Here is a 23,339-nt window from a genome sequence, read left to right on the forward strand (position 1 = left end):
CCGGGCCGCCGACTCCGCTCTTCTTCCTAACTATGCTGCATTCCGTACCCGCTCCGGCTTAGCCGTTCACCGATTCGATGAACCTCTCCAGCGCGGACGTGTCCGTCATATTTTTGTTGCATTCGAGGCTGTTCATGCACAAATAGTTGCCGACCGCCTTATAGTAGTCCGGCGACGCGTTCGCCGGCCTCTTCTTGGTAACCGCCGAGAACAACGCCAGCTCCTCGTACCGGTTGCACGCGAAGCAGTAGCTCTTCTTGTTCGTCGGCGTGAACCGACCCTCCACACCGACGAACCCGAACCCGTCCCCCGACGGATACACGATAAACAGCTTGTTCGTCGAGACGTCGGTCCAGCCGAGATAAGACGTATGGCGAAGGTCGAACGCCTCCAGATCGGGAAGCTTCAGCTTCTTGTTCTTCGGGAACAGCTTCTGAATCTGGTTTTTCGTAATGGAAGGAAACATGGTCAAATACGGCTCCAGCTCCTTCAAGTACCGCTGAAAATCTTCCGACGTCTTTAGCGCCGATACGTCCAGCAGCCTGCGCTGCTCGTCCGTCGCCTCCGGAAACAGCCCGCCGATCTTCGCATCGGTGCCGGATCGGACCGATTCCAGCACCTTCAGGTCGGCAATCGACCGAAGCGCCTGCTGCAGAACGGCTGCCTGCTTCTTAATAAAGTTATATTGGTGGTTTCTAATAAATGGTTGGCACATCGAGTCCAGCTCCTTATTCGTATTTGTTCAAGCAATAAGGGGCAAAGCCAATTATTAGAAACGAAAATTGCTTATTCGGGCGATGTTAGGCTTGCTTCGTCCGCCCATGCAAAGAATCGCCTCTATAATGGGCTTTGCATGAGACTGTGCCAATCCGGCAATCCGGAATTGCCATCATTACCAGCTCCCTCGTATCAAGGATAGGTTTAGTATAGGAGAATTGCCGTGCCTTTTCAACGGAAAAAAACCCGGACGCTCTCAAACGACCGATTCCTGCTTCTGGACGCCTTCCACGCCCCTATCCTTGCCGCCGCTCTTCACGATCCAGATAAAAGCGAGCAGGGAGACCAGTATGACCGAGGCCATGGCCACGTACCATTCGCGTATGCCGCTTTCCGGCAAAGCAGCCGAAGGCGCCGATGAGCCCGAGCTTAACAGAAGCCCTCCGAAGGCTGCCCCGAACATCATGCCCAGATTGCGGTTCAGCGCGATCATGCTGCTCATCATCCCAAGATTTTGCTTAGGCGTCCGGCTCATTATAATGCTGTTATTAGGAGCGGTAATCAAGCCCATGGAGCAGCCGAGCAGCACGACGAAGGCGACCACGTAGACGATCCGCGTATCCGCCTCGAGAAACCCTAACGCCGTTAACGAAGCGGCCATGCCGCCGAGCCCCAGCATGATGAAGGGAGCCGAACCGAACCGGTCGGAGCTCCCGCCGCTGATCGGAGCCGAGACGATCAGCGAAACGGGGTAGGCCATGACGATAAGGCCCGCCACCGCCGGACTAACCCCCATGACGTTACGAAGCAAAACGGGCAAGACGAGCTGCGTCGCGAACGCGGCCGCATACGTCACGACGGTGAGGAGTACGCCGAATATAATATAGGCATGATTAAATAAACCAAGCCGGATAAACGGATGCCGCCCGGACGCCATCCACCTCTCCGACAGGCTCCGCCTGGCGAATAGAATGGCAGCGATGCCGAACATGCCGAACAAAAGCCAAACGGAGGCGCTCGTCCAACCCCAAGCATTGCCCAGGTTCAGGGCAAGGACAAGCGCGGTCAGCGATACGGAGAACAGGGCAGCGCCCGGCATATCCGGCGCAGCCTTTCCCGCCGCGCGGTCGGACGGCAGGTAACGCTGCGCAAGCAGCCAAGCGCCAAGCGCGACGGCGCACAGCAGCCAAAAGTTCGTCCGCCACGAGAACCACTCGATGACGGCGCCGCCGAGGCTCGGCCCGATCAGCGCTCCCGCCGCAACGAACGTGCTGACCGTGCCAAGGGCGCGTCCCCGTTTATCAGGCGGGAAGAGGGCGACGATCAGCGCCATATTGTTCGCTTGGTACATCGACGCGCCGATCCCTTGCAACACGCGAAAGGCGAGCAGCGCGGGCAGGTTAGGGGCAAGCGCGCAGCCTAACCCGCCGAGCATAAACACGAACAGCCCGGCATTATGTACCTGCCGCTTGCCTTTCATGTCCCCGACCGCGCCCATCAGCGGCAGGCAGATCGAAACGGCCAGCAAATAAATCGTCACCACCCATTGCGTAGTCGCAACGGATTTGCCGAAATCGTCCGCGATGTCCACGAGCGCGATGTTGAACATGCCCGCCGACAAATTGGACAGAAATGCTCCTAGGCATATGACGTATTTCATCCCGTTCATCGGTTTCGTACGGACGGCCGTCAGCCCGCCGACGTTACGGTCTCTTCCGCCAACGCTTCCCAGGTTTCGATCAACTGCTCCGTCCGCACGACCGATCCGAAGAAGCCGTCGATGTTCTCCAGCGTCATCCGGTGCGCCTCCTCCGAGAACGCCGCGCACGCATCGGCAACGAACGCGATGTTATAGTCCAGCATGTAACCGTGCCTTGCCGTCGACTCCACGCATACGTTGGTGCTGACGCCGGTCATGACGAGCGTCTCGATATTCAGCGTGCGCAGCACGGAATCCAGCCTCGTGTTAATAAAGGCGCTGTAGCGGTGCTTATTTACGATAATATCGTCGGGAAGCGGCGCGACTTCATAGAACTCCGCTCCCCAAGTGCCCGTCCGGCATACCTCGCCGGAACGGCCGTCCGAACGGCTTGTCCATGCGGCCGAATCCGTCGCCCTCTCGTGGAAGGTCTGGATGAAAATAATCGGCACCTTCATGCTTCTGGCGGCGCGCAGCAACCCGTGGAGATGCGGCATCATGCCCTTCACGGCGCTCACGTCGCTGCCCCTTCGGGCGCACGCCCCCTCCGGATGACAAAAATCGTTTTGCACGTCCACGACGATTACGGCGGTTTTAGCCGGCGTCAGTTTTTCTTTTACCAAGCGCATCCTCATCACCTCGTCATTTAATCGATCCGTTATTTCGCGTTGTTTACGAACTTCATGTCGACCAAATCATCGTACGTATAGTCGTCCGTGAAAATGCCCGTCTTCCGCATGACATCCATGTCGTTCCGCAGCGCTTCCTCCGAAATTTGCCCGTCCGGGCTCCACAGGCTGTCCGCATAGGCGCGTTCCACCGATGCTAGCAGCGCTTCTTCGGTCATCGTCGGAAACTCCAGCTTCGCCTGCTCCGTCAAATAAGCTTTGTCGTCCTTGACTTTGCGCAACACCTCCACGATCGCATTCACGAAGCTCTGCACGGTTTCTGGCTCCTTCTCGATCGACGACCGCTTCACGCTGAGCACGGAATAGGCGTAATCTCCGAGCGAATGGAACTTATAGAACGGCTCGTCCCATACGCCCTTGGCCATTCCGTCGCTGACTTGCGGCTCGGCGCCGTTCGCGGCGTCAGCCGCGCCCTGCTGCATCATCGCCACGACCGCCGAGCTGTCGGCCGGCTCCATGAGCTGCACGTCTTTGTCGGGATCGAGCCCAAGCTCGATCAGCAAGTACCGGCTGAGCAGATTCGGGGTTCCCCCGTGTCGCCCGACGATCAGCTTCTTGTCCTGCAGGAAAGCTTTCAAATCCTCCGGCGAATCGCTCGCGGGAGCCGTCCCTTTCTTGGCCATCAAATACACGTTGGCCCGGTTGACCACGTTAACGACCGAAACGATCGGATCGTCGTTCTTCTTGTTGGCCATGGCGTTCGACTCCGGCCCGCCGATCACCCCCCAGGCGTCGCCGCTTACGACGGCCGTCACGTGCGTGCCGCCTGCCGCGGTAATTACGCTGACATCGAGCCCGTGTTTTTTAAAATAACCGTCGCGCTGCGCGATATAGAGCGGCAGGTAGCCGACGGAATGAAGCGGCTCCGCGATGACGAGCTTCTTCAAGGAGCCTTCTCCGGCGGCACCGGCGGCGTCCGGTTCGTTCCCTTCCGCGTTACCGGCGGTCGTTTGGCCGCAAGCGGCAGCTAATGCCAGGACGCACATGCAGAGGAGCAGGGCAATTATTTTTCGGGTATGCAACATGGTTTCTTCTCTCCCTTGGCCCGGTAGGCCTCTCTATTGGTTATTGCTTCACAAACCCTTTGGACAGCCATTTCTCCAATGCGACGACTCCCCAGTACATCAGCATCGATAATACCGAGAGCACGACGACGCCGACCCATACCAGATCGATGTCCAGAATCGTGCCCGCGTATACGATCATCCGCCCGACGCCCTTGCTGGAAGCGATGAACTCGCCGACGATGGCTCCAGCGAGCGCAAGCGCGATATTGATGCGCAGGCTGCTGATCATCCAGGGCATCGACCAAGGCACGACGACCTTCGCGAACACTTGATGACGCTTGGCCCCGAGCGAATACATCAGCTTCTCCATATCGGGATCGACGCTTTTGACGCCGCTGTAGGCGGATAACGCCGCAACGATGACGGTCAATGCGAAGGCGAGCGCGACCTTCGAGAAAAAGCCGATGCCGAGCAAAATAACGACGATCGGCGCAAGCGCCAGCTTCGGCATGGCGTTCAGGACGATGAGGAACGGCTCGCTGATTAGCGCGTAGCGGCGCGACCACCAGAACGATAAACCGAGCAGCGCCCCAAGCAGCGTTCCCGCGACGAATCCGATGATCGTCGAACCGGATGTGTAGAGCAAATCGGATAGCAAATTATGCTCCGCGATTTGAATCCAAGCGGTCTCCGCAATGACGGAAGGGCTGCTCCAGTAATAGGAATCGAGCCAGCCGGCCCGGGTGAAGCCCTCCCATACAACGACGACGAGAACCGTAAGGATCAGGCGGCCGAGCAGCACGAACCGCCTGTCCTTCCTCTCAAGCAGCTCCTCGTCCTGGATAACGGGCGCTTCCGCCCCGTGGCTTGCCTTTCTGGGAATGATGTTCTCGATGACGGCCGATTTCGGCAAGGTTGCCTCGCTTTCGATTTTCATGGGTAATCCCTCCGCTCCTTCAAGCTTTATTAAGAAATCATCTCTTCCGCCTGCGCGGTCTGCCGCTCCTCGGACAACAGCTCCATCAGCCGGTGCTTCAGTCCGGTAAACGCCTCGGAGGTCATGTCCTCCTGCTTCCGAGGGCGCTCCATGTTCACGCTGACCTTCGTCTTGATGCGTCCCGGCCTCGCCGTAAATACGTAAATATCGTCCGATAAGTAGATCGCTTCGTCGATGTCGTGCGTCACGAACAATACCGTTTTCCCGAAATCGCCCCAAATCTGCAGCAGCCAGTTCTGCATTGTGATTCTGGTTTGCGCGTCAAGCGCGCCGAAGGGCTCGTCGAGCAGAATGATGTCCCGGTCGTACAGCAGCGTCCGCAGTAGCGCCGCCCGCTGCTTCATCCCGCCCGACAGCTCGGCCGGATAGTGCTTGTCGAAGCCTTTCAGCCCGTATTTCTCCATGAGAGGAAGCGCCCGATCCACCGCCTGCTTGCGGGGCACGCCCCTGATCTCCATGCCGAGAATGATATTGTCGAGAATCGTCCTCCACGGCAGAAGCATGTCCTTCTGCAGCATGTAGCCGACATGTCCGGTCTTCCCGATAATGTTCGCGCCGCCGGCCAGGACCGTTCCGGTCGAGGGCGGCACGAGACCCGCGATGATGTTGAACAGCGTCGATTTGCCGCAGCCGCTCGGACCGATAATACTGACGAAGCGTCCCTCCTCGATGCTCAAATACGTCTCCTGCATGGCCGTGATTTCTTTGCCGTTCTTGCGGAAGATCTTGCTGATGCCGTTGATTTCGATTTTGTTTCCCATGCTTCATGCCTCCTTTTTATGGATAAAAAAAATCGCCAGTTCAAGGATGGGCGCAAAGGCGCGCGCATGAAATCCAAGAACTGACGACGGATCGGCTCTCCTGACCGGAGCTACAACGCATCATTCAGATAGCTTTCGACGTCCCGATCCAGGATGACGATCGTACCGGAATATTCGGTCTCCAGATCGTAATCCTTCAATATCGTGACGATATTCAATTGGTAAGCATCCTCCAAAGCGGCTTTGATTTCCGTCTTGAAGTGCTCGAACAGCAGCATGTCCAGCCTTCGGGTCGCTCTGCGGTCTCTCTCGTCCAGCAGCTTCAGCACCGGCACCCGGTGATTGATGGAGAGTATGAGAATCTTGTTGCCGACGAAATCCACCTTCGTTCGGCTGACGCCCGCGTTAAAGATCGACATGTTGATCTCGTTATACATTTTCAAAATGTTTTGCTTCATGATTCCGGCAGTCGCTTTCAATTCAACCACCCCTTAATGTCATATTAATTAACATAAAAGCGGGTGTTTGCTTTGATATTTTTCATTATACAAGCATTTCGACCGTTGTCAACTCATTAATTGTTATGAAATTTAACTTACATATTACATTAACATAACACTAATCACAACGCCGAACCACGAAAAAAGCCGCAGCCCCTTATCGCAAAGGAGCCACAGCTTCGTCCGCATGCTTATTAAGCCGGAAAATCCGTTATAATCCCGTCCACCCCGAGCTTCTTCATCCATTTCATGTCCTTCTCTCTGCGGATCGTCCATGCCATCACCTTCCGGCCTCGTTCATGGATTTCGGCTACGAGCTTCCGGTCCAGCTGCTCGAAGTTGTAGTTGATATAAGAAGCGTAAGAGGCCAGCTCATCCAGCGCTTCGTCCGACAGCGGATGCTTGTCCTTGTGAATGAGCACGGCGACCGGCACGTCCGGCATCAGCTCGTGCATTCGCTTCGTCGAGTCGAAATCGAACGATTGCAGCACCACCTTGTCGAGCCGGCCGTGCCGCTTCAACTCCTCCGCCAGCTTTTGCTCGAGCCCGGGGTACAGATGCGGATCCTTCGTTTCGATGAGCAGCCCGATCCTGCCGCCGAACCGGTCCAGCACTTCCCCGAGCGTCGATATCGTCTCGCCCGAGTAGCCGGGATCGTAGAAGCTCCCCGCATCCATGCGCCGAAGCTCGTTCATCGCGTAATCGTGAACGAAGCCCGATCCGTTCGTCGTACGGTCCACTTTGACGTCATGGATGACGGCGAGCTCGCCGTCCTTGCTGAGACGGACGTCCAGCTCAATGTAATCGGCAGCCATCAGCTCGGCGAGCTCGAAGGAAGCCATCGTGTTCTCGGGCGCGTAGCCGGATGCCCCGCGGTGCGCGACGATGAGCGGCGCGTTCGCCGGATTCGGCACGTACGCGGACAGGATGAGCGCCGAACTGCCCAAGAGAAGCAAGAGCAATACGGCTTTGAGCAAGACATGGGATGTTTGTCGACTGGCCACCGCTACTCCTCCTCTCCCGCGCGCCTCTTCTTAGGATGACAGAGCGTCCTGCCGGATGATGCGCAGCAGGCGGTCCGGGCAATTGGTCGTAATCCTCAGGTTCGGATAATCGCCCGCGAGACGGGCCAGCGTCGCCGCATCGTCGACCGTCCATACGCCGAAGTCGATGCCGTGCTCGGCCATTTCGTCTACCAAAGCGCGGGTCGCGAACGCGTGATGCATCGATATGCTTGTCGCGCCCGTGTACCGAAGCTGCTCCGCCAGAAGCGTCGGCTTGCCGAGAAAAATAAGTCCCGTGCGAATGGAAGGCGCAAGCTCCTTCGCCTTCTTCATGGAATCGTGATTGAACGAGGAGAGGACGACCTCATCCTCCATGTCTTGCCTCCGAATGCAGGCGATGACGGCTTCTTCGATGCCCGGGTATTCGTCGCCCAGCGCCTTCAGCTCGACATGCAGCTTGATGCGGCCTTTCGCGAGCTCAAGCACTTCCTCAAGCGTCGGAATGCGCTCGCCCGCGAAGCCGGGCGAGAACCAGCCGCCCGCGTCGAACTCGCGCAGCTCCTCGACCGTATACGCCTTAATCGGTCCCGTGCCGTTGGAAGTCCGATCCAGCGTATGGTCATGCATGACGACGGGCACGCCGTCCTTGGACAGATGAACGTCAAGCTCGATGATCGCGATGCCCGGATCGGTCATCGCGAGCCTGAACGCGGCCATCGTATTCTCGGGAGCGTCTCCCGACCAGCCGCGGTGCGCAACGATTGTCATCATTATCCTCCCCATCCTTTCCTTGCTTTATTTGACGCCGTTATAGACGAACGCTTTGATGATCTGGCGCTGCGACAGGAAGAACACGAGCAGAATCGGCGCCACCAGAATGAGGTTGCCGGCCATCAGCGTATTCCATGTCGCGACGCCCTCCACTTCCCGGATCTTGGCGATGCCGAGCGGCAGCGTGCGAGCGGTCTCGTTCGTCGTCATGACGAGCGGCCAGAAGTAGTCGTTCCAATGGGCGATGAAGCTGAACAAGGCGAAGGTGACGAGCACCGGCTTCACCATCGGCACCATGATTTGCAGGATGATTTTCCACTCGGCCGCCTGATCGAGACGAGCCGCCTCCAGCAGCTCATCCGAAATTTGCATGAACGCCTGCCGCAGCAGGAAGATGCCGAAGGCGCTCGAAGCGAACGGGAGGATAAGCCCGAGATGCGTGTTCAGCAGCTTGAACGCGCTCAGCTCCAGATAGACGGGCAGGAAGATGAGCTGACCCGGAATCATGAGCGTTACCATGACGATGCCGAACAGGAAGCCCGAGCCTTTGAACTTATAGCGCGCGAAGGCGTACGAGGCCGGAATGATCGTGAGCATCTGCAGCACCAGAATGCCGACCGCAATGACGACGCTGTTCACGAAGTAGCTGAGGAACGGCCCCGTGTTCCAGGCGTCCGCGAAGTTTTGCCAGACGGGGTTCGACGGTATCCATTCCGGCGGGAAAATCATCGTCTCCGGCAGCGTCTTCAGCGACGTGGACAGCATCCACGCGAACGGCATGGCGAAGACGAGAACCAGTACCAGCAGCCCGGCGTAATTGACGACTTGAAGAACGGCGCGCAGCGCTCTGCGCAGCGCCTGCTGCCTGCTGCGCACGAATACGCGGTCGCTCTCGGCTGCGGTTCCGATCGGCGTGCCGCCGATCGTATCGTTAACGGCTTTCAACATTTTCACCACTTTCTAACGGTAATGAACGCGATTCGACAACAGCTTGAAGTAAATGATCGTCAGGATGCCGACGATGACGAGCAGAATGACGCCCGCCGCGGAGGCATAGCCGATCTTGAAGAAGCGGAAGCCGTATTCGTAAATGTAGTAGACGAGCGTATTGGTCGAATTGATCGGTCCGCCCTGCGTCATGATCGCGATCGTCTCGAATACCTGGAACGAGCCGATCATGTTGATGATGACGAGGAAGAAGATCGTCGGCGACAGCATCGGCAATATCAGCTTCGTGAACGTCGTCCACGGCTTTGAGCGGTCCAGCGACGCCGCCTCGTAAATATCGGCCGGAATGCTTTGCAGCCCGGCGATAAACACGAGCGCGTTATAGCCGAGCCCCTTCCAGACGGCGACCATGACGAGCGAGACGAGCGCCGTGCTCGGATGGGACAGCCATTGCAGCTTGTCGAAGCCCGCAAGGCCGATCACCCAGTTGAGCAGCCCGTACTCGGGATCCATCAGCCAGCTCCAGAGCAGGGAGATGGAGACGAGCGAAATAATATGCGGGCTGAAGATGGCGCCCTGCACGAACCCGTGGAAGAGGCTCTTCTTGTTCAGCCACAGCGCGAGCAGCAGCGCGAGGCCGGTCGTCAGCGTAACGGTAAGCACCGTGTAAATCGTCGTATTGGAGAGCACCTTGCGGAAGTCTTCCTCCGCGAGAAGGTCCCGGAAGTTCTGCAAGCCGACGAACGTCTTGGTCGGGCTGACGAAGTTCCAATCGAACATGCTGAGATAGATCATGTAAAAAATCGGATAGATGAAAAACAGCGAAAATACGATGATCGCCGGCGCCACCATCCCGTAAGGGCGCAGCTTCGTCCATAATGTCATGTTCAAACCCCTCCGGCGGCAACCAGCTGCCTGGCGCCCGCCTCGATGCCCGAGCGCAGCCTCTCTCCGCCGAGGCCGAAATAAAACAGATGCTCGTACGGGATCGTCACCTTTACGCGGTCCGCGGTTTCCAGCGGCGCGAGAAACGTTTTGACGAAGAAGACGCCGCCGCGCGCGCGAATTTGGTAAATCTGCTCGGCGCCAAGGCTCTCGCGGGTCACGATTTCGCCTTCGATGACATGCCCACGCGCCTCCGGGCCCGCGTTAAGCAGCGCCTGCTCCGGGCGGAAGCCCATGAAGCCGATGCTTACGCTCGTTTGGATGTCCAGCCCTTGCACGTCCTTCATGTTCATCGTGTTCATCGCCGGCGTGCCGATGAATTCGGCCGTGAACAGGTTCTCCGGGTCGTTATACAGCTTCATCGGCGAGTCGGCCTGCTGGATGACGCCCTTGTTCATGACGACGATCTCGTCGCCCATCGACATCGCCTCGACCTGGTCGTGCGTCACGTAGACGAACGTCGTGCCGAGCCGTTTATGCAGCTGAATCAGCTCCGTCCGCATCTGACCCCGCAGCTTCGCGTCCAGATTGGACAGCGGCTCGTCGAGAATGAACACCTTCGGCTGCTTCACCATCGCGCGCGCGAGGGCAACCCGCTGGCGCTGGCCGCCGGACAGGCTTTGCGGCTTTTTGTCCAAGTACGGCGCGAGGCCGACGATCTCGGAAATATCCTTGACGAGCTTATCGCGATCGGCTTTCGCGACGCCGCGGTTTTTCAGGCCGAACTCGATATTACCCCGGACGGACATCGTCGGATACAAGGCGTAGTTCTGGAACACCATAGCTACGTCCCGCAGCCCCGGAGGCGTGTCGTTGACGCATTTGTCGTCGATCCAGATGTCTCCGCCGGATTGCTGCTCCAGCCCCGCGACCATGCGCAGCGTCGTCGACTTCCCGCAGCCTGAAGGGCCGACGAGAACCGTGAACGAACCGTCCTTGATCGTCAGGTTCAAGTTCTGGATCACCGTATCATCCTTGAATTTCTTGCTTATATTTCTCAGCTCGATCTTCGCCATCCGGCCTTCTCCTCCTCGATATGCTTTGTTTAACCGCCCGCATGAGCTCTTCCAGCTCATCCAGCGACGTCAGCCGCAAATCCCAGTCTTCGCCGTCGCTGCTGTGGTAGGGGGAAATAAAGCAAGTCCTCCCGCCCAGCCGTTTCACCGGATGCAGGTCGTTCCACGGGTTATCCCCGATCGACAGAACCTCATGCGCCTCGTAGCCCTGCTCCAGCAGCGCCCCGAAGCAGCTCCGGATACCGTGCGGCTTCTGCGCCCCGCAGTACACTTCCTCGAACAAATCGCGGATTTCCATATAGTTCAGGAAATCGATGCCGGACGCGAGATACGTATTGGTCATGAGAATGCGCTTCTCCACCCTCAGCTCGCCAATCGCCCGGAACAAGCTTCGGCTCACGGCGAATTGGTACGGCTCCAGCACCATCTCCTCACGGACCCGCTCGAACGCCGCCTGCATCTTCTCTCCGGCAAGCCGGTATTTGTGGCCGATGACGGAGGCGATCCCCCAAGGATCGCCGATGTGAATGAGATGCTCCGCTTGCTGCGTCAAAGGCCCGTAACCACCGGCTCGCTCGCCGATCGCCGTTCCGTCCCACGTATAGCCTTGAATGAAGCCGTAATCCTGCCGCACGAGCGCCAGCCCGTCTTCTTTATGATAGAAGTGGCCGAATCGGAAGGCATGCTCCCCTGAAAGTATGGCTCTTCCCGCCTTGACGGCCGCCTCGGCCTCGCGCTCGTGCTCCGTTCCTTCCAGCATGTAGCGGATGTAACGGTCGAGGAACGTATCCTCCTGATAAAGCGTGCCGTCCATATCGAAAATGATGACTTTAATCGCAGACAACCAATCTTCGCCAAATCTCGTATGCAAATTCTCAGCTCCTATGGACGGTTTATTTGCTCAGCAGCTTGTTCGCCTTTTCCGCCGCCTCGTTCATTGCGTCCTGAGGCGCCGTGTTCGGATCGAGAATCGATTTTTCGATTGCTTCCCTGATGATCTTCGTCACTTCCGGATAGGCGCTCTCCATCGGACGCGGTCTCGCGTACTCCAATTGGTCGACGGCTACCTTATACTGCGGGAACTCTTGGAAATGCGCCTTCAAATCCTCGCTTTCGAGGGCGGACAGACGGGTCGGCAAGTAACCGACGTTTTTATGCTGGTAAATCGTGTTTTCCTTGGTTGTCATCCACTTGAGGAATGTCCACGCCGCTTCCTTCTCTTCGTCGGACAGATTGGCGGTGATGACAAGCTGGCAGCCGCCCGTCGGCACGCCGTAATCCTTGTTCGCCGGCATGAACGACGTCTGCATCTCAAACCCGCTGCCCTTCGCAATTTCCAGGCTGGCGTTCACGCCTGCGGTGGAGCCGAACTTGAAGGCCGATAACTGGTTCGCCCAATCCTTGTCCGCCGTTGCGCCCGCTTCGTCGCCGACCGGAATTTTGATGAGCCCGTCTCCGACCATCTTCTTCCAGTACTCAACCGGAGCTACACCCTCCGGCGTATTGAACGCTGCGGATTTGCCGTTATCGCTCAGCATGTTGCCGCCGCTTTGGGCGACAAGCGCTTCATAGTACCAGATGTCGGCGGGAACCGTCATTCCGGTCTTGCCCTTCTCCTTCAGCACGCGGGCATACTGCTCCAGCTCATCCCATGACTTCGGGCCTTCCGGATCGAGGCCGAACTCCTTCAGCATCGTGACGTTCTTGTATAGAATCGGGGTGCTGCGCATGAACGGAAGGCCGTACAGCTTCTCGTCCACGTAGGCATTTCCCATCAGGCCGGGATTGAAATCTTCAAGCTGCAGCTCGGCACTATCCCTCTCCGCGAAAGCCGTCAGCTCCTCCAGCATGCCGGAGCGGGCGAATACGCCGGTCGAGGCGATCTCGAGATCGCTCACCGCCGGGGCGTTGCCCGCGGCGAACGCCGCCTGCACCTTCGCATGCAGGTCGTCGTAATTGCCTTGATGCTCCGCCACGACCTCGATTCGGTCCTGCGACTCGTTGAATTCCTTAACCAAATGCTTCTTCGCTTCTTCAGCCTTGCCGCCGAACGCGTACCAATACTTAATGACGATTTTGTCGGAAGAGCCGGCGCTCACGCCCTCCGCGTTCGGGCTGTTCGTCGCCGCGTTGCCGCCCGCGCCGTTCGATCCGCAAGCAGCGAGCGTAGCGGTCATCACGGTCGCAAGCGTAAGTGCCGTAAACTTTTTAATCATGGTCAGTTCCTCCACCTTTTTTTGTTTGGGATGCGTTTGGAAGCAGCAAAAAGAGAAACCTTAATCCGGCCGCGGCTCGATCGTTCGTCCGCGACGGGTTAAGGTTTCTCCATTGCTCCAACCTATTGCTATTTACTTTTCACTTTGAATGTTAAAGGACGAGTATTAACGCTATGTCATCGCATTGCAAAGATTATATGAATTTCCGCAGCTTCGGCTTCTCCTCGTAGACGTAGGATCTCTTCCAAAGCTCGGGCTTGGACGACGAGATGGCGGCCGCCCCGCTTCGCAGGCAGGCGCGGGCCTGATCCTCGTCGAACAGCAAGCCGCCCGTAATGACCGGCAACGAAGTGAACGATTTGACCATGCCGATCACCTCCGGGATACGGGCGGGCATGATCTCGATCACGTCGGGCTCGATCTGGTTCAAGCTTTTGGCGATATTGTCCAGTCCTTCGGTATCGACGAGGAAAAAACGCTGAATCGTAATCAGGCCCATCTTCTTGGCGGTCTTCACCACGCTCGTCTTCGTCGAAATAATGCCGGCGGGCTTGATGACCTTCGCCAAATACTCCAGTCCGTAAATGTCCGTATTCAGCCCGCCGATTTTCTCCAGATGCAGGAAGACCGGCAGCCCATGCTCCTTGAAGACGTCTACGTACCCCTTCAGCACGCCGATATGGCCGGTCAGCAGGAAGACGCCGCTCAATTGGCCGCTCAGCGACAGTGCCGTCTCGATATGCTTCGGCTCTTTGATGGAAGCGATCATCCGATGCTCGTGAAGCCCTCGGAAGAACAGGTCATGCGGAATCGAGCTTGCCATCCGTTATCCTCCTTGCACCGTCGTCAGCAGGGAGACGATCGTCTCGCGGTCCTCATCCACGCCTCGCGCGTCCGGATTATGACGGAAATGCTTCATATACCGATGCAGGACCTGCGCATGGTCCTTAACCGCCGCTTCCGTCACGTCGCGGGCCGCAATCCGAATCTCGTCTCCCGCGATATCCACGATCCGGAAGCCGTGCTGATCGAGCCCCGCGGATAGCTGCACGAACGTCCAGTTATGCTGCCGGACGATGGAATCCACGTGCGTGTGGCCGTTGAAGAAGAGGCCTTGTCCTTGCTTTTGCCCCAGTATCGACCACATATCGATGTCCCGATGAATCGATCCTTTGTCCTTCTCCGACCTCGCCGTCGTCTCGAACACCGGATGATGGGCGAAGACGAGCATCGGCTTCGAGCCGGAAGCCTGCACGGTCTCTTCGAACCAGCGCAGCTGCTCGCCGTCGATCCATCCGCCCCAATCCTCGAAGTCCATTTCCTTCGCCGTATTCAGAAACACGAGGATCGCTTCTCCGTTATCGATCGCATGGTAATCCTTCTGGCCGGTAAGGGCCAGCACTTCCTTCTTCGTTTGCCCGTAGAGGTCGTGGTTGCCGAGCACATGAATGAACGACCTCTCCTTGCGGCCGAGAATCGCGTATACCTCTTGCAGCTCCGAGGACGTCCCGAAATTCGTCAAGTCTCCGAGCGAAATATGATAGTCGGCGTCCATCTCCAGAAAACATCCCAAATACGTCTCGTAAAAAGCGGCGCGCGCCTCGCGCAGCCCCTCAATCGTCTCGTCGATGTCGTGGTAATGCAAGTCGCCCATCAGAATTAATCTCATTATTGCACTCCTCCCGCTATCGTTATTGTTCCGCTATCTATCGTAACGGGGGAGTATTGCTTGTTCGTTAAGCGGGGAAGTAGTTTTTGTAAAGGCATTCGATAGCGGTCTCGGCCGGTAAGTCCTATTTGGATCGCGCAGCGGCATTCGCCTGACGCAATTGGCGGGGCGAGCAGCCGTATTTGAGCCGAAACGCACGATCGAAATGCGGCAGCGTGTTGAAGCCGGAGCCGAAGCATACCTCCGTCACCGGCAGGTCGGAGCTCAGCAGCAGCGATCTGGCGAATTGCAATCGCAGCTCCTGCAGGCAGTTTTGATAGGAGGTGCCGGTTTGCTTCTTGAACATTTCGCTGAAGTAATTGGCCGATAGTCCGCTCAAATTCGCGATTTGCTCTAACGTAACCGGCTCGCGGAAGTGGTGCTGGAGATAAAGCAGCGCTTTCTCGATCGAAGCGTGGAGAGGACCGCCGAGCCTTGCCGGCTTGCCCGCGCGTTCGGCGTCGTTATGGCGGGCGAGGTCGATGAGCAGCCGCTGGACGCAGCACTGGATGACCGCTTCGCTCTCGCGCCCGGGATGATGGACCTCCGTCCAGATGCGGGCGAATTCCCGTTCCATATCGGCTGCGGCTTCCCCTTCGAACGTATGCATAAGGTTGGCGGCATCCTGAAGCAGGCGGTGCAGCAGACCGTCCTTGACCAGATGCTCGCGGAAAATAAAATTGTACAAGCGGATCGTTACGCCCTCATCGGGGACGATCTCGTGGAAATCCGCCGTCGTCAGCAGAAACGCCGTCCCTCTTCCAAGCCGCAGCGGGACGCCGTTCACGACATGCGTACCGGTACCGGACACGACGAAGGCCATCTCGAAAAAATCATGCCAGTGCGTCGTGATCGTCCGGTCGATCTGATGCTTATAAATTTGGTAGGGGGAGGACAAGCCGAAGTAGTGCTCGCTTAGCAGCCGCTCAGGCGCCGCGTTTCCTTGCATGCCTTTCCCCCCTTTCTTCCAATTAGTTATCGATGTTACGCGTTCACGAACGGGCTGCCCGCCAGATCCTTGCCTCTGGCCAGCCATACTTTATGATTCGCGTTCTTCTCCGGAATGACCTTCGCCTCCGTCGAAAAATACCGCATCGTATAGCCGCAGCGGCGGTACGGGCTTTTGTTCGGCGCGGCGCCGTGAACGATGCGGGAATCGTGCAGCGAGCACTCGCCCGGCTCCAGCTCGAAATAGACCGCCTTCGATTCGTCGACCTTGCGGATTTCCGTGCCGAAAATATTTTCGCTGCCGTCCACTTCCTTATACTCGGAGAAGCCATTATGATGCGTTCCCGGAACGACGCGCATGCAGCCGTTCTCCTTCGTGCTGCGGTCGATCGCCAGCCAGACGGTCACGATGTTGTCGAAACGGTCGAGGCGTCCTTTCCAATAGGCGGAATCCTCGTGCCACGGCGTCTGCTTGCCGACGAGCGGCTCCTTGCAAATGAAATGGCTGGACCACAGGCCGATGTTCGGCCCGATGAGCGGCTCGACCAGATCGAGCACCTCGTCGCTCAGCAGAAACTTCAGCAGCCGCTCGTCGCGGAAATGCGGCGTATCGAGCTCGCTGTTGAGCTTTCTTCCGACAAGCTCCCACTGTTCCTCGAATATCCCCGACAGCTCCGCCATTTTCTCCGGACTGAACAGCTGTTTCCTGTACAGGGCGTACCCGTTCTTCCCGTAATGTTCGATCTCTGCGGACGATAAGCTTATTGCCGTCATCGACAATCCCTCCGATTGCGCTTAGGATAGGTTCACAGTTCCTATACTAAACGGTCCGCTTTCCGAATGCTTCCCTTCGCTTCCGATAAAGTATGCATATTTTCGGATCGGCGCGGCAGGGCAACCATTCTCATTAACAGCTCGGCCGAAGGCCGCGCTTGGCCGGGATTGCTTTGCGATTGGACGGCTTAGCCTTTTAATTTCAAAAACTGAAACAAAATGCGAAAGAAGGAGATTTCGCAGGCGTTTAGTTTCAAATTTTGAAAATAAGTCGGTTAATATGGAAAGATGAAGCGCGTATAAAACCGTTTAATTTCATATATTGAAACGAAATAACGAATGAGTGAAGTCAAGAGCAATTTAGTTTCATTTTTTGAAATTAGCATCGCCGTATCATGACCGTCGAAATTAAAAAAAGGGCTGACTCTCAGGTCGTTTCACGGCCTTTTGAGATAGCCCCTTCATTGCCGCCCTATAACGTCTATTTGCGATCGATCGGCTTCTTTTCTAAACTAGCTCTCGACAGGCCGCTCCTTCATCGCGCCTTCCATGTTCCGGTTGCGGATTCGCAGCGCGGCAGCGAACGCGACGACGCTGCCGATCAGCCCGAACAGAAATAACGAATGGAAGCCGCCGACCATGTCGCTCTGCCCGTATAGAAGGGCGCCCATGATCGTCACGCCGACGGCGGTCCCGATATTACGGCAGAACATGAGGAACGACGTCGCGATCCCCTTCTGATGCGGCTCCACCAGCTGCTGGGCGGAAATCATCGATACCGTGGACGTGAGTCCGAAGCCGAGTCCGAGCACGGTCATCGCTCCGAATACATACCAGAAGCCCGTGTTCGCGTCAATAAGTATAAAGAGGATGCCCGATGCGACGAGCAGGCCGTTTCCGATCAACAGCAGCTTCCGGTAGCCGTACCGCAGTACCCATTTGCCGGCGGGCACCGACAGCACCATCCAGCCGATCGCGAGCCCGAGCAGAGCGAGGCCGCTCATGAACAGGCTTTCCCCCGCGATGTCCTGCAGAAACAACGGAACGAAGCTGCCGATGCCGAAGAGCGCGGCGCATGCGGCGAAGCCGTTCAAATTGATCCAGCGGATCGTCGGATCCTGAACCAGCGATAGCGGCACGATCGGCGAAGGCTGCTTCTTCTCGTAATAATAGAACGCGATCAGGACGGCGGCGCCGAGCGCGGCGAGCGGAACCTGGTACTTCTCCAGCACCGTCACGAGCAGGATCAGGCTGACCCCTGAGGCGAACAGCAGCGCGCCGATATAATCGATGCTCGTCTTCTTCGGCGTGTAGGCTTCCTTGTAAGGCAGCAGCGTCGCGAAGGCGAGCAGGCATACCGGCAAATTGACGTAAAAGATCCAGCGCCAGTTCATGTACTCGACGAAAAACGCGCCGAGCAGCGGGGCGAGGATGGCCGACAGCCCCCACATTCCGGTGAACAAGGCTTGAATTTTGCCCCGCTTCTCGATTCTGAACAGATCGCCCGCGATGATCATCGGGAACGGCGTCATAATGCCGGCGCCGATTCCTTGGATCGCCCGGAACGCAACGAGCTGCACCATGTTCTGCGACAGGCCGCACAGCAGCGAGCCGATCAGGAAGAACAAAATGCCGAAGCCGAATACGTGCTTCCTTCCGAACATATCCGATATTCGCCCTGCGACGGGGGCGAGCACCGTGCAAAAAATCATGTAGGACGCGAACGACCAGGCGTACAGGTCGAACCGGCCCAGCTCCTCGGCGATGACCGGCATCGTCGTATTCATGATGGTCGTGTCGATGGATGCGACCAGCATGGCCAAGACGATGCTGATCATGACGGTCGTTCTGCTTTTCATACTCGCACCTCTCTCCCACGGTTGGAGGCCCGATTCGCACAATTGCCCCTTGCCTTAATCCTTACGGAACGCTTCATTGTAGCAGCGCCTGCAGACCGGCTTGTAGTCTTCGTTGCCGCCGACCTGGATCTGCTCGCCCGTATTGACCGGCTGCCCGTCGCGGAAGCGGATGACCATCGTCGCCTTGCGGTCGCAATACCAGCAGATCGTCTTGATCTCCTCGATCTTGTCCGCCTGCACCAGCAGGTTGTAGCTTCCCTCGAACAGCCGGTTTTGAAAATCGTTCTTCAGACCGAAGGCCATCACCGGAATATGAAGCTCGTCCACCACCCGTGTCAGCTCGAGCACGTGATGCCGCTTCAAAAACTGCGCTTCGTCGACCAGCACGCAATAAATTTTCGAAGGGGCCGCGGCCGAGACGAACGATCGGACGCTTTCGAACAGGTCCGTATCGTCGTGCACCGGGACCGCCTCCCGCTCGAATCCTACCCGCGATCCGACGCGGTCGACGCTCTCCCTTGCTCCGACGGAAGGCGAATAAATAAGCACCGGCTTGCCCTGCTCCTCGTAATTGTGGGCGACTTTGATGATTTCAAACGATTTGCCGCTGTTCATCGTTCCGTATTTGTAATACAACTGTGCCAATCCAATCTCTCCTCCACTACCCGTTCAATATTCCCATTATACAGGAAGGAGACGCGAGCCAAAATAGCAGCCGCGAACAAATGTCAGTTCGCCGCCTCCGCCACGTTTTTCTTGGCCTCCTCCTTGTCGCTGGACAAGAACCAGCCGCCTGCCGCGATCAGGACGAGCACCAGGTAGAACGTTGCCTTCCAGCCCGTGGAATGGGCAAAGTCGTGCGGAATGACCGCAAGCGAAGGGTGCGACAGCGTCACGACCGCCAGCTTCACGCCGACCCAGCCGACGATGACGAACGCGGCGGTCTCGAGTCCCGGCCTGCGCTCGAGAAGCTTCACGAATACGGTCGCGGCGAACCGCATAATGACGAGCCCGATGAAGCCGCCCACAAAAATGACGGCGAAATGGCCTCCGTCCATGCCCCCGATTTTCGGAAGATTCGTCGTCGGAAGGGCGACCGCCAGCGCTACCGCCGCCAAAATCGAATCGACCGCGAAGGCGATATCCGCCACTTCGACCTTAAGTACGGTCAGCCAGAAGCCGCTGCCCTTCTTGGCCGGCTTCTCTTCTTGCTTCTCCGCCGCTTTGACGTCCGCATCCGCCTTCTTGACGACGGCTTTGCGGAAGAGATGATTCAAGGCGACGAACAATAAGTATAACGCTCCGATTGCCTGCACCTGCCACACGTCCACGAGGAACGAGATGGCGAACAACGAGCCGAATCGGAATACGAACGCTCCCGCAAGGCCGTAGAACAGCGCCTTCTTCCTCTCCTTCTCGGGCAAATGCTTAACCATGATCGCGAGGACGAGCGCGTTATCCGCGGCAAGCAGCCCTTCGATCGCGATCAGCACGAGCAGCACCCAACCATACTCCAACAACAAACCTAACTCCATTCCCATTCCTCCTCGTTTTGTTCGGCTAGAAAGCAACAAAAAAAGAGACCTCTGCCTTGGGATAGGCAAAGGTCTCACTAACAACGCCGCAACGTTGCCAATAAAGCCGGAGAATCGGTATTCTCGGATTGACGACTTTATTGTGGAAGCTACTCCCCTTTGTTACTATTGCTAACCGTATGGCACGGCATTCGCGCCGCGCATACAGGTTGTTACGTGCCAAGCCGCGGATAGGTTCCCGATTTTCGAAAAAAATTATCGGGAAGCCTTCTTCCCGCCGATTTATTCCAGAAAGCCTTTGGCCGCGGCCGCAGGAATTTCGGCCTGTCCGCCGGAGGCGGCTTGAATGCCGAGACGCTGGCCGACCTGCTGGTTGATCTGCGTCATCTTCTGCGTCTGCTGCGACACGGTCTGAATGATCTGGCGGTTGGAGTTCTCGTACTTGTCCATCGCCGAGAACAGATCCGACATGGCTCGCTCGACCAGCTCCATGCTCATCGCCGGCTTCGTCAGCGCCTGATTCGCTTTCTCGCTCGTCTCGTTCAGAAGCCGGGCGTTCTCGGCGAATTGGTTGCCCAGCATTTCGTTCGTCGAATTGACGGCTTCGATCGCCTTCATCTGATCGTCGATCGCGCTCGCGATCAGCACGGACACCGACATGAGATGCTGCGTCTTGTCGATCGAGCTGTCCAGCGCGTCCATCAGCTTGTCGTTCGTGTCGTTGATGATGTCCGTCGCGGCGATCGCCTGCTGGTACAGCATGATCATCTCCGTGTACGTTTGCAGCTTCGTGACGACCTTCCGCAGCCCGCGTTCGAGATACGTCTTGCGGTGCTCGTTCTCCGGCTTCGCGATCTCCTCCTCGAACATTTGCTTGAGGCGGTTGCCGTATTCCACGAGCAATTGCAGATCGTACACGTTGTCGAGGCTGCTCCGCTTCAGGTTACGCATATGGATGACGTTTTCCTCAAGGTTGTCCCGGCCGTCGCGCAGCGACTTGACGATCGCCTGCACGTTCGTTTTGGCCGACTGGTACTTGTAGATGTAGTTTTTCATCGGCGCCTTGCGAAGCAGCTTCTGAACGAGCGACAGCTGCTTGCTCCGGCTCAGCTCCTCCACCTCGCCGCGCAGCTTCAGCATGTTGTTCGTCACTTCGTTCCGTTTGCCGGACATCAGATCCGTTAGCGGACGCTCCAGCAGCGTCAGCGTCTGGCTCGAACGCTCCAGCGTCTTCTGCCCCTTCTTCGTAATTTCGTCCATCAACGAATCAAGATGCATGGCGTCGGTTGTCGCCACCTTCTGCATCGTGTTTTGGACTTCCTGCTCCAGCTTGTTCAAATCCTCGTTTTTGATCGAGACGAGCTGCGTGGCCATCGGTTCTTCCCCCTTTTTAGTCGTTCAAGCGGTACCGCTGTTGGATGAGCTCGGCCTTCGTGCGGAGCTCCATAATATCCTTTTGTTCGAGCGTCTTCGTGTAGAAGGTCAGCTTCGAATCGACATCCTTGATGCCGTCGAGCAGCAGCCGCCGGTTTTGCCGCTTCGCCTCGCCGCTCAGCCTCAGGAACGGGTTAATGGTCGAATTCAAATCCTTGCGGACGAGCCGGACGATATTGTGGTTGATGCTCGCGTCGCCAAGCGCGACCAGATCCGGGATCAGGCGGTTCAAGCGGGTCAGCAGCGCCAGCGTCTTCTGGACGATCTCGTCGTCCAGGTTGTTCTTCTCGCCTTCGAGCAAAATCATATCCTCGATGATGCCGATATATTCCAGGGCGGACGCAAGCTCGGGATCCTGAACGGCCGCGGGAGCGGCCGCCTGCTGGGCGCTGTGCTGCTGCTGCGGGACGTTATGCTGCTGCGAGCCGCCAAATGGCGCTTGCGCCTGCAGCGGGGCGGGCTGCTGCTGCACTAGCGGCGCCGGCTGCCGCTCGGCTATGCGGGCGCTCTCTTCGACCGGTTTGCCGTTTCGTCCGCTCCAAAGCAAAGCCCCGAATAATCCGATCGCCGGAATCGCGATCGCGATATAGGGCGACGTCACCCAGTACGCGACAAGCCCGACGACATAGCTGCCGAGCGCGATCGCCGCCGTCTTCTTCATCGAACTCTTCAATGTAGCACCTCCAACCTGACTGTTCCGCTTCGTGATGCACGCCTGTTTTATCTATTAATTATCTCGTTTTTTGGGCCGCGAAGTCAATTTGTAAATCGGGCTGCTTCATGATGAGCGGCTGCTCCACGTAGCCGGCCTGAATGCCGAACCGCGGAGCCGGCGGCTCGATCGGTTTGCCTTGGAGCGCCTGCACGGCCAAATACGGCATGTTGACCCCCGACAAGCAAGTAATGTACAAGCCGCCCGACATGCGGGGATTGATCTCGAGCAATTTCGGGACGTCGCCGCTATAGCGCACCTGAATGTTGAACGCATACGGAATTTTCAGCGATTTCGCGATTCGGTCCGCTATCTCGAGCAGCTCCGGCTTCGCCTCCAACAAGTACGTCCTTCCGGTCGACTTGCGTCGCGGAATCGCCGTCATAAGCTCGCCTTCGGCCGACGCGACGCAATCGATGCTGTATTCGACGCCGCCGAGATACTCCATGACCATCAATGGCTCGAAGCGCTCCGCGCGCGACAGCGTATCGTACGCTTGCTTGAAGCTTGTGGACAACGTGACGTATCCGTACAGCTCGCGCAGCGGATCGCGTCCGTCGTCGATAATCCGGAAGCCCATGCCGCCTTCGGATTTCGTCGGCTTGAAGCACACTCGATGACCCGCTTCGGCCAATTCCCCGCAGGCGCGTTTGAATTGCTCGGCCGTATGCACGACGCGGTAGTCCGGAATGTCCACCAGCCCTTTACCCGCAATCGCCTCGTAAAATTTGTCCTTCTCGACCATCGAATCGAGCAGCTCGGTGTCGCGGCACACCATTACCTTCGTGCCGATCTCGTCGAACAGATGCGCGTAACGCGCAATCTCTTCCATATGCAGGCGGGGAATGAACAAATCGATGCCGTTCGTCCGGCAATAGTCGGCGCAGTACTCCGCATACTCGCTGCCGTACAGAGCAGGCTCCGTCCCCGGATGATCGGAGGCGAGCAGCGACATGTGGTTAATGTCGGGATGCGTGCCGAAAAACTCGAATTTCTCGCCGTCCGGGTTGTTTCTGATCATATTAATGTAATGATAAGCGACCGAAAACCAACGGTTCATATAAATTTTTGTCATGGCTGGCGACCTCTTCCCTGTCTA

At 57.4% G+C, this 23,339-nt stretch carries 24 protein-coding genes; all 24 read right to left on the reverse strand.

The window, feature by feature from the left end; all coding sequences use genetic code 11:
• Window positions 1-58 precede the first annotated feature (58 nt).
• Window positions 59-715, reverse strand: coding sequence for a FusB/FusC family EF-G-binding protein (locus IDH41_RS12350; RefSeq protein WP_190861406.1), 657 nt, complete (start codon window positions 713-715; stop codon window positions 59-61).
• 258 nt (window positions 716-973) lie between these two features.
• Entirely contained in the window at window positions 974-2,386 is a 1,413-nt protein-coding gene (locus IDH41_RS12355; RefSeq protein ID WP_317890733.1) for an MFS transporter, read from the reverse strand.
• 20 nt (window positions 2,387-2,406) lie between these two features.
• Complete coding sequence (locus IDH41_RS12360; RefSeq protein WP_190861410.1) at window positions 2,407-3,045, reverse strand: cysteine hydrolase family protein; 639 nt, start codon at window positions 3,043-3,045, stop codon at window positions 2,407-2,409.
• A gap of 29 nt (window positions 3,046-3,074) precedes the next feature.
• On the reverse strand, window positions 3,075-4,130 hold the full coding sequence (locus IDH41_RS12365; RefSeq protein ID WP_190861412.1) for an ABC transporter substrate-binding protein: 1,056 nt from the start codon (window positions 4,128-4,130) through the stop codon (window positions 3,075-3,077).
• Between the two features lie 40 nt (window positions 4,131-4,170).
• Window positions 4,171-5,049, reverse strand: a complete 879-nt coding sequence (locus IDH41_RS12370) for an ABC transporter permease (protein ID WP_190861414.1) — start codon at window positions 5,047-5,049, stop codon at window positions 4,171-4,173.
• A gap of 29 nt (window positions 5,050-5,078) precedes the next feature.
• A complete protein-coding gene (locus IDH41_RS12375; RefSeq protein WP_190861416.1) occupies window positions 5,079-5,870 on the reverse strand; it encodes an ABC transporter ATP-binding protein in 792 nt (263 codons plus the stop codon).
• A 110-nt stretch (window positions 5,871-5,980) separates the two neighbouring features.
• Window positions 5,981-6,358, reverse strand: a complete 378-nt coding sequence (locus tag IDH41_RS12380; protein ID WP_317890734.1) for a Na-translocating system protein MpsC family protein — start codon at window positions 6,356-6,358, stop codon at window positions 5,981-5,983.
• Between the two features lie 206 nt (window positions 6,359-6,564).
• Window positions 6,565-7,374 (reverse strand): glycerophosphodiester phosphodiesterase, encoded by an 810-nt coding sequence (locus IDH41_RS12385; protein ID WP_190861418.1) that lies wholly within the window; start codon window positions 7,372-7,374, stop codon window positions 6,565-6,567.
• Window positions 7,375-7,404: 30 nt separating this feature from the next.
• Window positions 7,405-8,142 carry a glycerophosphodiester phosphodiesterase gene (locus tag IDH41_RS12390; protein WP_223829673.1) on the reverse strand — a complete coding sequence of 246 codons (738 nt, stop codon included), beginning with the start codon at window positions 8,140-8,142 and terminating at the stop codon, window positions 7,405-7,407.
• Window positions 8,143-8,169: 27 nt separating this feature from the next.
• On the reverse strand, window positions 8,170-9,000 hold the full coding sequence (locus IDH41_RS12395) for a carbohydrate ABC transporter permease (protein ID WP_397327869.1): 831 nt from the start codon (window positions 8,998-9,000) through the stop codon (window positions 8,170-8,172).
• A gap of 105 nt (window positions 9,001-9,105) precedes the next feature.
• A complete protein-coding gene (locus tag IDH41_RS12400; RefSeq protein ID WP_190861424.1) occupies window positions 9,106-9,978 on the reverse strand; it encodes a carbohydrate ABC transporter permease in 873 nt (290 codons plus the stop codon).
• Window positions 9,979-9,980: 2 nt separating this feature from the next.
• On the reverse strand, window positions 9,981-11,054 hold the full coding sequence (locus IDH41_RS12405; protein WP_190861426.1) for an ABC transporter ATP-binding protein: 1,074 nt from the start codon (window positions 11,052-11,054) through the stop codon (window positions 9,981-9,983).
• The gene (locus IDH41_RS12410; protein ID WP_190861428.1) at window positions 11,008-11,925 is read right to left on the reverse strand and encodes an HAD family hydrolase; all 918 of its coding nucleotides are present in this window, start codon (window positions 11,923-11,925) and stop codon (window positions 11,008-11,010) included. The genes IDH41_RS12405 and IDH41_RS12410 overlap by 47 nt, the downstream gene beginning before the upstream one ends.
• 22 nt (window positions 11,926-11,947) lie before the next feature.
• The gene (locus tag IDH41_RS12415; RefSeq protein WP_190861430.1) at window positions 11,948-13,270 is read right to left on the reverse strand and encodes an ABC transporter substrate-binding protein; all 1,323 of its coding nucleotides are present in this window, start codon (window positions 13,268-13,270) and stop codon (window positions 11,948-11,950) included.
• Between the two features lie 193 nt (window positions 13,271-13,463).
• Entirely contained in the window at window positions 13,464-14,093 is a 630-nt protein-coding gene (locus IDH41_RS12420) for a glycerol-3-phosphate responsive antiterminator (protein ID WP_190861432.1), read from the reverse strand.
• A 3-nt stretch (window positions 14,094-14,096) separates the two neighbouring features.
• Complete coding sequence (locus IDH41_RS12425; RefSeq protein ID WP_190861434.1) at window positions 14,097-14,939, reverse strand: metallophosphoesterase family protein; 843 nt, start codon at window positions 14,937-14,939, stop codon at window positions 14,097-14,099.
• A gap of 124 nt (window positions 14,940-15,063) precedes the next feature.
• Window positions 15,064-15,927: an AraC family transcriptional regulator gene (locus IDH41_RS12430; protein ID WP_190861436.1), complete on the reverse strand. Its 864-nt coding sequence runs from the start codon at window positions 15,925-15,927 to the stop codon at window positions 15,064-15,066.
• 35 nt (window positions 15,928-15,962) lie between these two features.
• Complete coding sequence (locus tag IDH41_RS12435) at window positions 15,963-16,700, reverse strand: phytanoyl-CoA dioxygenase family protein (protein WP_190861438.1); 738 nt, start codon at window positions 16,698-16,700, stop codon at window positions 15,963-15,965.
• Between the two features lie 512 nt (window positions 16,701-17,212).
• Window positions 17,213-18,559 (reverse strand): MDR family MFS transporter, encoded by a 1,347-nt coding sequence (locus IDH41_RS12440; protein ID WP_190861440.1) that lies wholly within the window; start codon window positions 18,557-18,559, stop codon window positions 17,213-17,215.
• 54 nt (window positions 18,560-18,613) lie between these two features.
• On the reverse strand, window positions 18,614-19,204 hold the full coding sequence (locus tag IDH41_RS12445; RefSeq protein WP_190861442.1) for a thymidine kinase: 591 nt from the start codon (window positions 19,202-19,204) through the stop codon (window positions 18,614-18,616).
• Window positions 19,205-19,287: 83 nt separating this feature from the next.
• Entirely contained in the window at window positions 19,288-20,094 is an 807-nt protein-coding gene (locus tag IDH41_RS12450; RefSeq protein WP_190861443.1) for a TerC family protein, read from the reverse strand.
• 282 nt (window positions 20,095-20,376) lie between these two features.
• Window positions 20,377-21,468, reverse strand: a complete 1,092-nt coding sequence (locus tag IDH41_RS12455) for a toxic anion resistance protein (protein ID WP_190861444.1) — start codon at window positions 21,466-21,468, stop codon at window positions 20,377-20,379.
• A 16-nt stretch (window positions 21,469-21,484) separates the two neighbouring features.
• The gene (locus IDH41_RS12460) at window positions 21,485-22,201 is read right to left on the reverse strand and encodes a hypothetical protein (RefSeq protein ID WP_223829674.1); all 717 of its coding nucleotides are present in this window, start codon (window positions 22,199-22,201) and stop codon (window positions 21,485-21,487) included.
• Window positions 22,202-22,259: 58 nt separating this feature from the next.
• Window positions 22,260-23,315, reverse strand: a complete 1,056-nt coding sequence (locus tag IDH41_RS12465; RefSeq protein ID WP_190861446.1) for an ATP-grasp domain-containing protein — start codon at window positions 23,313-23,315, stop codon at window positions 22,260-22,262.
• Between the last annotated feature and the right edge of the window lie 24 nt (window positions 23,316-23,339).

Origin of the sequence: Paenibacillus arenilitoris (assembly GCF_014705655.1) — a bacterium.
GTDB lineage: Bacteria > Bacillota > Bacilli > Paenibacillales > Paenibacillaceae > Pristimantibacillus > Pristimantibacillus arenilitoris.